The sequence below is a fragment of the Pseudoalteromonas sp. APC 3250 genome (assembly GCF_030407915.1).
In the GTDB taxonomy this organism is placed as follows: Bacteria; Pseudomonadota; Gammaproteobacteria; order Enterobacterales; family Alteromonadaceae; genus Pseudoalteromonas; species Pseudoalteromonas tetraodonis.
Genome location: NZ_JASDCM010000010.1, coordinates 99771 through 113044 on the forward strand (window position 1 = coordinate 99771; position 13274 = coordinate 113044).

Annotated in this window: 14 protein-coding genes; 10 read left to right on the plus strand and 4 right to left on the minus strand. The window is 40.7% G+C overall.

What is annotated here, in order from left to right; translation table 11 throughout:
- Nucleotides 1-134: 134 nt before the first annotated feature.
- Nucleotides 135-419, minus strand: coding sequence for a DUF3630 family protein (locus QL986_RS11975; RefSeq protein WP_290191575.1), 285 nt, complete (start codon nucleotides 417-419; stop codon nucleotides 135-137).
- 7 nt (nucleotides 420-426) lie between these two features.
- The gene (gene recQ / locus QL986_RS11980) at nucleotides 427-2250 is read right to left on the minus strand and encodes a DNA helicase RecQ (protein WP_290191576.1); all 1824 of its coding nucleotides are present in this window, start codon (nucleotides 2248-2250) and stop codon (nucleotides 427-429) included.
- Between the two features lie 151 nt (nucleotides 2251-2401).
- Here recQ and QL986_RS11985 point away from each other — a divergent pair, with 151 nt between their 5' ends.
- Nucleotides 2402-2857, plus strand: coding sequence for a thioesterase family protein (locus QL986_RS11985; protein WP_028835656.1), 456 nt, complete (start codon nucleotides 2402-2404; stop codon nucleotides 2855-2857).
- Between the two features lie 51 nt (nucleotides 2858-2908).
- Entirely contained in the window at nucleotides 2909-3829 is a 921-nt protein-coding gene (gene rarD / locus QL986_RS11990) for an EamA family transporter RarD (RefSeq protein WP_028835657.1), read from the plus strand.
- A 5-nt stretch (nucleotides 3830-3834) separates the two neighbouring features.
- Here the strand turns inward: rarD and QL986_RS11995 are convergent, their stop codons facing one another.
- Nucleotides 3835-5067, minus strand: a complete 1233-nt coding sequence (locus tag QL986_RS11995) for a diguanylate cyclase (protein WP_262976692.1) — start codon at nucleotides 5065-5067, stop codon at nucleotides 3835-3837.
- Nucleotides 5068-5153: 86 nt separating this feature from the next.
- Nucleotides 5154-5528: a DUF413 domain-containing protein gene (locus tag QL986_RS12000; RefSeq protein ID WP_008110628.1), complete on the minus strand. Its 375-nt coding sequence runs from the start codon at nucleotides 5526-5528 to the stop codon at nucleotides 5154-5156.
- 89 nt (nucleotides 5529-5617) lie between these two features.
- Here QL986_RS12000 and QL986_RS12005 point away from each other — a divergent pair, with 89 nt between their 5' ends.
- The 8 genes from QL986_RS12005 (at nucleotide 5618) to ung (ending at nucleotide 13250) form a co-directional block, all read left to right on the plus strand.
- Nucleotides 5618-6487 carry a LysR family transcriptional regulator gene (locus QL986_RS12005; protein ID WP_290191577.1) on the plus strand — a complete coding sequence of 290 codons (870 nt, stop codon included), beginning with the start codon at nucleotides 5618-5620 and terminating at the stop codon, nucleotides 6485-6487.
- 163 nt (nucleotides 6488-6650) lie between these two features.
- Nucleotides 6651-7583: a porin gene (locus QL986_RS12010; protein WP_290191578.1), complete on the plus strand. Its 933-nt coding sequence runs from the start codon at nucleotides 6651-6653 to the stop codon at nucleotides 7581-7583.
- 262 nt (nucleotides 7584-7845) lie between these two features.
- Nucleotides 7846-8658 (plus strand): ABC transporter ATP-binding protein, encoded by an 813-nt coding sequence (locus tag QL986_RS12015; RefSeq protein ID WP_290191579.1) that lies wholly within the window; start codon nucleotides 7846-7848, stop codon nucleotides 8656-8658.
- 1 nt (nucleotide 8659) lies between these two features.
- Nucleotides 8660-9670 (plus strand): iron ABC transporter permease, encoded by a 1011-nt coding sequence (locus QL986_RS12020; RefSeq protein ID WP_290191586.1) that lies wholly within the window; start codon nucleotides 8660-8662, stop codon nucleotides 9668-9670.
- Nucleotides 9670-11151 carry a cobyric acid synthase gene (locus tag QL986_RS12025; protein WP_290191580.1) on the plus strand — a complete coding sequence of 494 codons (1482 nt, stop codon included), beginning with the start codon at nucleotides 9670-9672 and terminating at the stop codon, nucleotides 11149-11151. The genes QL986_RS12020 and QL986_RS12025 overlap by 1 nt, the downstream gene beginning before the upstream one ends.
- Nucleotides 11144-11743, plus strand: coding sequence for a cob(I)yrinic acid a,c-diamide adenosyltransferase (cobO, locus tag QL986_RS12030; protein WP_028835663.1), 600 nt, complete (start codon nucleotides 11144-11146; stop codon nucleotides 11741-11743). Before QL986_RS12025 ends, cobO begins: the two co-directional genes overlap by 8 nt.
- Nucleotides 11743-12591, plus strand: coding sequence for a cobalamin-binding protein (locus QL986_RS12035; protein ID WP_290191581.1), 849 nt, complete (start codon nucleotides 11743-11745; stop codon nucleotides 12589-12591). The genes cobO and QL986_RS12035 overlap by 1 nt, the downstream gene beginning before the upstream one ends.
- Nucleotides 12588-13250 carry a uracil-DNA glycosylase gene (ung, locus tag QL986_RS12040; RefSeq protein ID WP_290191582.1) on the plus strand — a complete coding sequence of 221 codons (663 nt, stop codon included), beginning with the start codon at nucleotides 12588-12590 and terminating at the stop codon, nucleotides 13248-13250. The genes QL986_RS12035 and ung overlap by 4 nt, the downstream gene beginning before the upstream one ends.
- Nucleotides 13251-13274 lie beyond the last annotated feature (24 nt).

The following is a 13274-nucleotide window of genomic DNA, read 5'->3' on the forward strand; positions in this document are numbered from 1 at the left end:
CTCTTTAGCGCTATTTTGCAAAATAAAACACTTACTCTTAGCTTACATCATTGTTATTAATATGTAAGTAAAAGTGCCAATTTAGTTTATTTTTTATAGCAATTATAAGGTATTAGCGATAAATAGACGTGGCCTTAGCTTAAATAAAATGTTAACGCTGCCAATAGGTTGTCGGCATCTTGCCCTTCACCATTAATCCACACACTTTGGCTGTAATGCTCAAAATTTAAATTAAATGTGTGGTTAGCATAGTTAAAACGCAGTTGATGACGATCTGCCCCAGCGGCATACTCATTAATGCTAATTTCATCGCTGTGCAAAAATAACGTTCCCCACAATTCAAAGTCTTCATCGTGCGGCAGCTCTGCCGGTTTAATAATAATACATTGATGTGTGTGATCGTATTCAAGTTCGGTCATAAGGGGCTTATTGCGTTGCTAGGTAATGTCGAATTGCGGTTAAAAACTCACCGCCATACTTGTTTAATTTAGTAAAACCAACCCCCGACACTTTTAAAAATTCACTGTCGTTAGTGGGCATAAGCTGCGCCATTTCGGCTAGCGTTTTATCGTTAAATACTACATAAGGCGGCACATCATCGGCATCGGCTAACTCTTTACGCAATGCACGCAGGCGAGCGAATAGTTTTTTATCGTAATTAAACTTCGCTAACTTATCCTGATAAACGTGTTTAGCTTGTAAGCGAGGCTCGGCCAATTGCAGCGCATATTCACCTTTTAAAATAGCGCGTGCAGCTTCCGTTAAACGCAATGAAGCGCCTTGGGTTATATCTTGGCTTAATAGCCCTTGATGAATAAGTTGGCGTAAAATACTAAGCCAAAATTCACTGCTTTTATCTTTACCTATGCCATAGGTACTAAGTTCATGATGATTGTTATCACGAATGCGGCTAGTATTCGCGCCGCGTAATAACTCTACAATGTAACCCAATCCAAATCGTTGTTGCGCGCGATAAACACATGAAAGCGCTTGCTGTGCGACTAATGTGCCATCAAAACTTTTAGGTGGATTTAAGCAAATGTCACAGTTCCCACAGGGCTCGCGTTGGTACTCACTGAAGTAGTTCAATAATATTTGACGACGACACGTTTGTGCTTCGGCAAAGCTGGCCATGGCATTAAAGCGCTGCTCTTCTACGCGGCGGCGTTGTTCATCGTCAATATCTTCAAAAAAGCGTCTAACTCGGCCTATATCGGCAGGGTCAAAATACATGATGGCCTCTGCAGCCAGCCCATCTCGTCCAGCACGGCCTGTTTCTTGGTAATAAGCTTCAATACTTTTTGGAATGTCGTAATGCAGAACAAAGCGTACGTTAGGCTTGTTAATTCCCATACCAAAGGCAACCGTGGCAACCACAATTTGAATATCGTCACGGGCAAATCCGGTTTGCACAAACTGACGTTGCTCGTTACTCATTCCCGCATGGTAAGCGGCAGCATTAAGGCCTGCATCAGCAAGCTTTTCAGCTATATCATCAACACGTTTACGACTGGTGCAATAAATAATACCACTTTGATTTTTTTGCTCTTTTAAATAACGCAGTAATTGCACCATAGGTTTAAATTTTTCTTCTATGGTGTAACGAATATTAGGGCGATCAAAACTGCCGGTATGAATGTAGGGCTGTTGTAGCTTGAGTTGCTCAACAATATCAAAGCGAGTCGCTTTATCGGCAGTGGCAGTGAGTGCCATCATAGGCACATGTGCAAAGCGTTGTTTAAGCTCATTTAAACGAAAATAATGCGGTCTAAAATCGTGACCCCAATGAGAAACACAGTGTGCTTCATCAATAGCAAACAAGCTAACATTCAAATGAGAGAGCCGTTCTAAAAAATCGCGTTGTAGCACTTTTTCAGGAGCTACATAAAGTAGCTTTATCAGCCCTTGATGCAGTTGCTGATACACTAATTGTTGTTCTTCGCGAGCTAGGCTGTTATTGACATAAGCGGCCTTAACTCCCAGTGCTTGTAACTGGGTGACTTGATCTTGCATTAAAGAGATCAGCGGAGAAATAACAATGGTGACTCCCTCTAATACCAACGCGGGTATTTGGTAACACACCGATTTACCACCACCGGTGGGCAGTAATACTAATGAATCTTGGCCATTTATGGCGGCATCAATTACTGCACTTTGACCGTCGCGAAATTCACTGTAACCAAACACTTGTTTGAGTACAGTTTCGGGTTTACGCACAAGCGTATTAGGAGAAGGAGTTAGTGTATTCATCGGTGCTATTTTAGTGGTTTTTTATCAGGATGTCTTTAGCTTTCATTACTTGGTACACACATCTGTAGTGATAAACTAAAATCTGCAGGGGGTTACAATAGCCTCAAGCTGTGCTTTACTCATCGTACCACTAAAAACATAGAGAATAATAATGAATAAAGAAATGTTGATCGATCAAGTAGGGGCGCTGTTTGTTAATAACATGCCCTTTAACCAGTTTTTAAAAATAGCAGTAGAGTCACTTAGTACTGAACAAGCTAAAATATCATTTCCTTGGCAAGACGTATTAATTGGTAATCCGGCGCAAAAGATTCTTCACGGTGGAGTGATTTCTGCGGTGCTCGACAATGTAGGCGGAATGCTTGCTGCAGCAAGTGTAATAGGAAAACTAGACGATGCCGACTTACCCAGTGTGCATAAAAAGTTAGCAACACTGGGCACCATAGATTTACGTACTGATTATTTACGCCCAGGTAAAGGGGAGGTATTTATTGCCAGCGCCACACTTATTCGCTCAGGAAATAAAGTATGTGTGTGCCGAATGGAGTTACACAATGAGCAGTCAGTACAAATTGCTTTTGGAACGGGCACGTATTTAGTTGGCTAAAAAGTGAGAGGGGGGTAAACTTACGGCCTTTTAAATCATCAAGTGGTTACTATGTCGATTGATACCGAGCAGCGAAAGGGCGCCATTTTTGCCTGCCTCGCCTTTTTTATGTGGGGCCTAGCACCCATTTATTTTAAGATGATCCAACATGTATCAGCATTTGAAATTTTAATGCATCGTGTTATTTGGTCAGTGATGTTTCTTATTTTAGTGGTGAGTGTGCTCAACTACTGGGATAAAATTAAACGCATTTTAATCCAACCTAAATTAATTCTGATGCTAGTTGTTACCTCGACCTTATTGGGGTTTAACTGGGGGCTGTTTATATGGGCTATTAATAACAACCACATGCTAGATGCCAGCTTAGGCTACTATATCAATCCTTTGTTAAATGTATTACTTGGTATGGTGTTTTTAAACGAGCGGTTACGTAAGTTGCAAGGAGCTGCTGTTGCCTTGGCTTTTACAGGTGTTTTATTACAGTTAATTAGTTTTGGTTCATTTCCGATTGTGGCATTTTCGTTAGCGACTTCTTTTGCGTTATATGGCCTATTACGTAAAAAACTACAGGTTGATGCCCTGCCTGGGATTTTAATTGAGGCATTAATATTATTACCGGTGGCACTGACCTATTGGTGGTTAATGGTGCCGACTGAAACGTCTAATTTACCAGCGAATGATTGGCTAACTAATGCGCTATTAGTAAGTGCAGGTATAGTGACTACGCTACCATTGCTGTGTTTTACCGGCGCGGCTAAGCGATTGCAATACACAACGCTTGGGTTTTTTCAGTACATAGGGCCTAGCTTAATGTTTATTTTAGCAGTGGTGTTTTATGGTGAAGTGTTTGATGCTGAGCGTGTAATTACCTTTGCGTGTATTTGGAGTGCACTGGCTATTTTTAGTTGGGATTCATACCATCAGTCGCGTAAACGCAGAAAAGCAGCCATTGTCGCCTCAGGTGTGGTTTAGTTAAACTAAACCACTTTATTACGCCCCGACTCTTTAGCTTTGTAGAGCTTTAAGTCGGCTTGCTTTAATAGTTCGTCAATTTGATAGGTTTCACTGTGGCTGAAGCCTATCGACAGCGTAAACTTGATTTGTGCTTGGCTAAACTCATGGCTATTAAGCTCAATAAATAATCGAAAGCTTTCTAGTCGTTTTAGCGCTTCTTGTTCGGTCAGTTCAGTAAAAAATACCGCAAATTCTTCTCCGCCTAAACGGGCAACCAATTGGTTTTCAAAATATTTATTAAAGCATACCGCCAGCCCTTTAAGCACTTCATCTCCGGCATCATGGCCATAGGTATCATTAATAGCTTTAAAATGGTCAATATCAAGCATAGCTAACATGGCTGGTGCTTTTGCTTTTTTAAACTGCTTTAATGACTTATTGGCCTCTTCAAAAAAGTAACGACGATTAGGGAGTTTAGTTAAGTAATCTGTATTAGCTTGTCGTTTTATGGTGGCTATGAGCTCTAACATATCGACGTTTTGACTTAACCGGCAGTAAAATTCTTCACTATTAAATGGTTTATACAAGTAGTCATTTGCCCCATTTTTTAAAAATAAAGTGGATAAGTTAGACGAAGTGATACCTGAAATACCAATAATGGCTTTTTCGTCATTACTATAAATGCGTCTAATTTCATTACACAGTTCAATGCCGTCCATATTAGGCATTTCTTTGTCGGTAATAATCACAGAAATATCGGGGGTGTTTTCAAGCTCTTTAAGCGCCTCTAGACCATCGGCTGCTTGTAATATTTGATATTTGTGACGTGTTAATAAACTACATATGTATTGGCGTGTTGACGCAGAGTCATCAACAACCAATACTTTTACATGCTTATTACGGGGCAGGCGGTAAAGCTGCTTTTCTAAATACTCGTAGGCTTGTTTATTGCCTTTGATGATGTAATCAATAATGGGGTATTTTTCAACGGTGTCACGGGTATGCTTATCGATATTGCCTGTCATCACTATGGTAGGAATATCTGCTGCAATGGTGCATGGAACCGCTTCACCTTGTGGCGCGTCAGGTAATATGAAGTCGACCACTGCGCAAAAATAATGGTGCTTACTTATAAGCTCTTTAGTCTCAGCCAAGGATTGAGCAATATCAACCTCGTAGCCGACTTTTTGCGCGATATGCTTTTGCACTCGCGCAATAGTCGGAGTGTCTTCAACAATAAGTATTCTGTGCGTCACGTAACAGCCTTGTTTAAATTTTGCAAAAGTGTTTGCTTATACAAGTTGTAACTGCTAAAACGCCAAAAAGCAACTATTGTAGTGACTTATAGATTGTCTGCCTCAGAATAATAATCTTGGCTTATTGGTGTTGGCCCTGAAATTTTTGAGCGTCCAAATAATGTATGGAATTTTGTTTTGCAGGTTGTTAACTTTAAATATTTAACCCATGCTCGCTCAATTGGGTTACTTGGCTCTATTATGCCACTGACAGCATTTACAAATTGTTGCTGATGTTCGTTTTGTGGCTCAACTGTTTTGTTATACAGGCTTTTTAAAACAACACCATGCTGTTCTAAAATACTTGCCTCTAACAGGGTAAAGTGTCCGCTGCGGCTAAATCCGCGTGGAAAGTTTTGGTCATCATAAAATTGACGTTGACTTACGAATGCTTGACGAAGTAGTGAAATATCATTGCTCATAGCTGTACCCTCATACCAATTATTAGCTGGAGTATGAGACATAATCGCTATTTTTTTAAACAAAAAATTTTTATCGTGAGGATAAAAAATTGGACATAGATTTATTAAAAACATTTGTTGAAGTGGTGCGTACTCGCCATTTTGGTAAAGCGGCAGAAAACCTATACATAACGCAGTCTGCGGTGAGTTTTAGAATTCGCCAATTAGAGCAGGGCTTAGGCGTAAATTTATTTATTCGTCAGCGTAATAATATTCAACTCACCGCCCCAGGTGAGCGTTTGTTACCGCATGCGCAAATGATTATTACCGGGATGCAAAGAGCCAAAGTGGATGTTGCACTTGCAGATAATATGCATAAGCAAATTAGTTTAGCAGGTACGCCTAATATTTGGGATGCATTTTTACAGTTTGGTATTACAAATATTGTATCGGCTATGCCTGGTGTATCGCTGGTGGCAGAAGTGAAGGCGCAACAAGAAAGTACTCGCTTATTGTTGGAGCGCACACTTGATTTAGCCATTTTGTTTGATCCCCCTAAAGTTGATGAGCTTGTGGTTGAACGTATTTGTGAACTGCCTATTATTCCGGTGAGTGGTTACGATACGGCAACCAGTGATAACTTTTTTGATAATCAATATGTGTATGTTGATTGGGGAACCGCGTTTTCTCTTTGGCATGCGCGTCAGTTTACCGGTAAAACACCGCCTTATTTTAGAACCAGTACAGGGCGTATTGCGCTTGATTTAATACTGCAATGTGGCGGCAGTGCGTTTATTCCACAGGCATTAGTTAAAGATCATTTAGAAAAAGGCGAACTTTTTCATGTAAAAGGGGTAGAAAATACCTCAAGAGATGTATTTGTTGCTTATCATAGAGATAACGAACAGAAAGAGCTGATAGAAACCTTGGTTAATTTGTTAACGCAAATGACACCGAGTTTATTGAAACAAAGTAAGTAGTCGGTAGGCAGTTTATTTTACATGTTATTTTGATTTCAGATTTAATGCAGTTTTATTAACTTAAAAAGACAAAAATGTGTCCTTTGTAATATTTTTGTCATTTAGTGGTGACACACTGCTGCTGTTTTAAAAATTAGTCTATTGTGGTTATCGAGGAAATAACATGAAATTTGCAAAATCGAGCTTATGCTTAGCCCTACTTAGTGGTTTATCTTTTAATGCACTTGCAGAGGTAGATATTTACGGTAAAGCAAATGTAACCGTTCAATCATCTGACGATGGTGAAGGGTCTTTTACTGAAATTAAAAGTAATGCATCTCGTTTCGGACTTAAAGGGTCTGAAAAAATTTCAGACGGTTTAGAAGCGGTTTATAAGTTTGAGTTTCAAGTTGATGTATCTGATGCTGACTCGAAAGGTGATAATGACGACAATATTTCTGCACGTAACCAGTATGTAGGTTTAAAAGGTGCCTATGGTCAAGTTGTTGTGGGTCGTAACGATACAGCGCTTAAACAATCACAAGGTAAGTTAGATTTATTTAATGACCTTGAAGGCGATATTAAAAATGTTTTTAAAGGTGAAAACCGCTTAGGTGATTCGATCACTTATACATCTAAAAGCTACGAAGGCTTTAAAGTACTTGCTACATTTATTGCCGAAGACGATGTAGATGCAGATAACGGTTATTCAATGGCAGTGACCTACGGTGACTCAGCACTTAAAAAGAGCGCAGTATATGCTGCCATTGCTGCTGATAGCGAAGTCAATGGTTACGATGTAGTGCGTGCAACAGTTCAAGGTAAAATTGAAGATTTTAGAGTTGGCGCTATGTACCAAACACAAGAAAAAGTAGATGGCAGCGCTGAGGCTGACGGTTACTTAGTGAATGCAGCTTACCTTATGGGTAGCAACACTTTCAAAATGCAATACCAAACAATGGATTTTGATGACAGCGATGATAAAAGCGCGATATCGGTAGGTGTTGACCATAAGCTAAACAAAAACCTTAAAATATTTGGTTTTTACTCAAGCTTTGATATGGACAACAACGTTGACCAAGATTACCTAGGTTTAGGTATGGAATATAAGTTTTAACTAAACCTTAGTTAAAACACTCCCTTTTAACCGCACTCAGTTGAGTGCGGTTTTTTTGCTTTAAATTATTTACGTATCTGCGCATAATAGCCAAGCATTTGGAATGAGGTGGGACTCCTCAACTATTCCCGTAATTGTGATCAGTTTTACTGTAAGTCAAATACAAATGCCTTAAAACTTCATATAACGAGCGGGTTAACTCATTTTCTTTTTGGTACATATTAGTACTGAGTGTGGGTGTTTCCCTGCCTAGGATAATTTTTTGCACACTCACACCTCTTTAAACTTACCGCTTTTAACCGTTAACAACGTTTCTTGGCGAGTGGACAATACATTAATTCTTAAGCACATTAATGTAAGCATTGAGCGTGGTAAATTTATTGGTTTAATTGGCCCTAATGGGGCAGGAAAGTCGAGTTTACTGCGGTGCTTATATCGATTTAATCAGCCATCAGCAGGCGACATTAAATTTAACGATACCGATATTTGGCAGCTAAAAAGCGAAGACTATGCCAAGCAAGTTGCGGTAGTGCTACAAGAAACACCGTCGCAATTTAATCTCTCGTTATTCGATGTTGTAGCTTTAGGGCTTACTCCGCATAAAACGCTATTTAGCTCGACCACCCAAGCAGATAAACAAAAAATAGCGCAGGCTATTAGTCGTGTTGGGCTTGAATCTCATTGCAATCAGTCATTTGACTCACTATCTGGCGGTGAAAAGCAACGAGCGCTTATTGCCAGAGCGATTGTGCAGCAACCACAGCTACTCATTATGGATGAACCCACAAGCCACCTTGACGTTAAATATCAAATTCAATTAATGGAGCTGGCTAAATCTTTGGGCATTAGTGTGTTTGCTTCATTTCATGATTTAAATTTAGCGGCAGCTATGTGCGATGAGTTAGTGGTTATTAAAAACGGAGAAATCGCTAGCGCGGGAAAGCCTAATAAGGTGATTACCGAGCAAATGCTTGATGAGGTTTTTGGTGTTTGCGCGCAAGTTAGTACTCACCCTCAAACGGCGTCCAATGGTGAGTCTATTCCCCATATTACCTATTATTATGGATACCAATAACATGACGATTATGTCTAACCATGGTGTGGCGTTAATTATTGCACTGTTATGCGCTGTATTTAGTTTATTTGTGGCATTGAGCTTTGGTGCTGCCCCTACCTCGCTCGCAGATGTATACCATAGCTTAACTTTTTCAAGCGAGGCCTCATTTACCAGCCGCATTATTATTGAATTAAGAATGCCACGTACGTTACTGGCTTTTTTGGCCGGCAGCGGTTTAGCGATTGCTGGATTGATATTACAAACAGTTACTCGTAATCCATTGGCTGACCCTTATTTGTTTGGTATTTCGTCGGGAGCATCATTAGGAGTCGTAGTATTAATGGCTTTTGTTGGAATAGGCGCAGGCATTGCGCTATCAGCAGCAGCCTTAATTGGCAGTTTAGTAGCAATGGGGTTATTAATTTTAATTGCTGGCAGTCAACGCAACGCCCAAGTTGAGTCGATGTTATTGGCTGGGGTGGCCTTATCATTTTTATTTAGCGCCTTTACCAGTTTGTTACTTTATTGGAGCGATCCGCAGGCCGTCGCGGCTATTTTATTTTGGACTTTGGGAAGTTTTGCTAGGGCGCAATGGCCGTCACTGTTATTACCTGCCTTGGTCATCATTACATGTACAGTCATTATGTTAGGTTTTAGACGTCAACTTAATGCTATGTTGTTAGGTGATGAAAGCGCAACAACGCTTGGTGTTCGGGTGCATCGCTTTCGAGTTTTAATGCTTATTTTAAGCTCATTGATCACAGCCGTGTTGGTTGCTATGTGTGGCGGAATTGGCTTTGTTGGCTTAATGGTGCCGCACATAGTGCGCTTTTTTATCTCTCAAGGCAGTAGTGTTGGATTGTTAATGACCGGATTAGTCGGGGGTATATTTATGGTATGGGTCGATGTACTGGCACGTTCATTACTCGCTAACCAAGAGCTGCCAATAGGGGTGATCACGGCGGCCATTGGTAGTCTATTCTTTTTAAGTATCTTGTATTTTCGTAAGCGCCAGCTGATGGGTAAATAATGAAAACATTAATGGTACAAGGTACCACCTCCGATGCGGGTAAAAGCACCTTAGTGGCAGCACTTTGCAGAGTGTTTGCTAACCAAGGGGTTAATGTTGCACCGTTTAAACCACAAAATATGGCGCTCAATAGTGCCGTAACGCACGATGGTGGCGAAATTGGCAGAGCCCAAGCATTACAAGCCATAGCCGCAAAAGTTGAACCTGAAATCGACTTTAACCCTATATTACTCAAACCCAATAGTGATACCGGCGCACAAGTTATTATTCATGGTAGAGCTATCAGCAATATGGAAGCCGATGCTTACCATGACTACAAAAAAGTGGCTATGGATGCAGTATTAACCTCGCATAAGCGTTTAGCTAAACGCTTTGATTTATTACTGGTAGAAGGGGCTGGCAGCCCAGCCGAAATTAATTTACGCGCAAACGATATTGCAAATATGGGTTACGCCGAGCAAGTGGATTGCCCTGTTATTATTATTGCCGATATTGATAAAGGAGGAGTATTTGCGCACTTAGTCGGGACTTTGGCGTTATTAAGCGAGTCTGAGCAAGCACGGGTAAAAGGCTTTGTGATTAACCGTTTTCGTGGTGATATTAGTTTATTACAAGGTGGGCTAGATTGGCTCGAGGAGTACACCGGTAAACCTGTATTAGGGGTATTACCTTACTTGCACGATTTAGCACTTGATGCAGAAGATGCTGTGGCCATAGATAATAATGTGACCGATGCCAGTATAAATATTGCTGTACTGTTAGTGCCACATATTAGTAACCATACCGATTTTGATGCTCTGCGATTACACCCGAATATAAATATAACCTATGTGCGCCATACACAAGCAATTCCTGCTGTTGATTTAATTATTGTACCTGGCAGTAAAAATGTACTCAGCGATCTCGCGTTTTTAAAAAATGAAGGCTGGGATCAGCAAATTAAGCGCCATCTACGTTATGGTGGCAAAGTATTGGGTATTTGCGGCGGTATGCAAATGCTAGGTAATACTATCAGTGATCCAAATGGGGTGGAGTCATCGTTGGGGCAAGTGACGGGTTTAGCGCTTAGCGATTTTGATACGCTATTGGGTGGGCAAAAAGTGCTAAGCCAAGTAAATGCAATACTCAATTTAAACCAGCAGCAGGTTGCTTGTCAGGGTTACGAAATACATGCTGGGATCAGTAAAGGTCAAGCGCTCAACAAACCACTTATTCGCTTTAATAAACACCCCAATGACTTTAAAACCGATGGTTTTTTGAGTGACGATAATGCCATTGCTGGTACATATTTACATGGCTTGTTTGACAGCCCTGCAGCCACAGAACAGCTGTTAAAGTGGGTGAAACCAGAAAGTGCAATTAGTGCGATTAGTATAAATGAGCATCGTGAACGCCAGTTAGAACGCTTAGCTGATATGTGTAAAGCGCATTTAAATATTGAACAAATTATTAAAATTTATCAAGGACATAACAATGACTGAATCAACTAACGACAAGCACCAACAGCGTCAACAAAAAGTAAAAGAACAGGTTGACGCGCGAGTAGCCGCAGCGCAACGAGAAAAAGGCATTTTTCAGGTTATTACTGGTAACGGTAAAGGCAAATCGACTTCTGGTTTTGGCGTGGTTGCACGCTGTGTTGGGCACGGTAAAAAAGCTGCGGTATGTCAGTTTATTAAAGGCACATGGGAGTGTGGTGAGCGTAATTTACTGCAAGGTGCTGGGGTTGAATTTGCTGTTATGAACACCGGGTTTACGTGGGATACGCAAAATAAAGAGGCCGATACCGCGGCAGCGCAAGCAACATGGCAAGAGTCAAAGCGGATGCTAAGCGACAGCAGTATCGATGTGGTACTACTCGATGAACTCACCTATATGGTGACCTATGGTTATATCGACCTTGAAGAAGTGGTTGTTGCTGTAAATAATAGACCGCCTATGCAATCGGTAATTATTACTGGTCGTGCTGCGCATCGCACCTTAATAGAGCTTGCCGATACGGTAAGTGAAGTACGTAATGTAAAACATGCGTTTGAGTCGGGCGTAAAAGCATTGAAAGGCTTTGATTACTAATGTTCAAGCGTATTGTTTTTGGGCTGTTATTGTTTGCTGTTAATGTACCTCAAGCCCTAGCTGACAAGCCGCTTCGTATAGTGGCTTTAGCACCACACATAGTTGAAAATTTATATGCTATTGGGGCGGGTGATTTAATAGTGGGCACGTTGGATTACGCAGATTACCCGCAAGAGGCGACTAAAATTGAGCGTATTGGTGGCTACAATGGCATTTCTATTGAAAAGTTACTCATGCTAAAACCTGACATGGTGATTGCGTGGAAAAGTGGTAATCAGGCTGAAGATTTAGCAAAAATAAAGCGTTTAGGAATTGAATTATATTTAAGTGATCCGCGCTTTATTGAAGGGGTTGCTTCGGAAATACTAAAACTAGGTCAATTAACGGGTCATATTGAGCAAAGTAAACAAGTAGCCGAGACATTTACGGCCAAACTCAACGCAATTAAAGTTACACAGAAAGATAAAACCACGCTTACTGGGTTTTATCAGTTGTGGCCTGAGCCTATGATGACTGTATCAAAAAATACATGGATCAATCAGTTAATCGAAACGTGCCAAGTAACCAATGTATTTGCAAACAGCGACACAGATTACCCACAAATTAGCATCGAAAACGTGATAGTTACTAAGCCACAAGTTATTATTATTCCCGATGAAAAATCAAAAAGGGTAATGCCTACGGTAAATTGGCAGCAGTGGCCTGAAATTCCTGCGGTAAAGTATGAGCAGTTTATTAGTGTCAATGCTGATTTATTACATCGGTTTACCCCCAGAATGTTGGATGGATTAGCGCAGATGTGTGACAAAGTAGATATATCTAGAGAATTTATTAAGAGTCAATTATGAGCAACTGGTCATCTTTTTTAAACCATGAACTTAGCCAAACATATATGCAGCAAACCCTTGAATATATTGCGAATAAACGAGCCGAAGGCACTGCTGTATATCCGCCAAAATCACAGGTGTTTAGCGCATTTGATGCAACTCCACTTAGCGACATTAAAGTGGTTATATTAGGTCAAGACCCTTACCATGGAGAAGGGCAAGCGCATGGTTTGTGTTTTTCAGTATTGCCTGAGGTTAAAAAGCTCCCGCCTTCGCTTAAAAACATTTATAAAGAGTTAGTAACTGATATTAATGGCTTTACCACGCCAGAACACGGCTATTTACAAGGCTGGGCAGAGCAAGGTGTATTTTTACTCAATACTGTATTAACCGTAGAGCAAGGGCAAGCCCATTCCCATAAACACTTAGGTTGGGAGCAATTTACCGATAATGTGATTGCTCATATAAATGAACACTGCCAAGGTGTGGTGTTTATTTTATGGGGCGCACATGCACAAAAAAAAGGTAAAAGTATTGATCGCCAGCGCCATCATGTATTGGCAGGGCCTCATCCTTCGCCGCTTTCAGCGCATCGCGGCTTTTTTGGTTGCCAGCACTTTTCCAAAACCAATGAACTGTTAATAGGGCAAGGGGCGCAGCCCATTAATTGGCAGGTATAGGGTAATAGGCATTAAAAAAGGCTT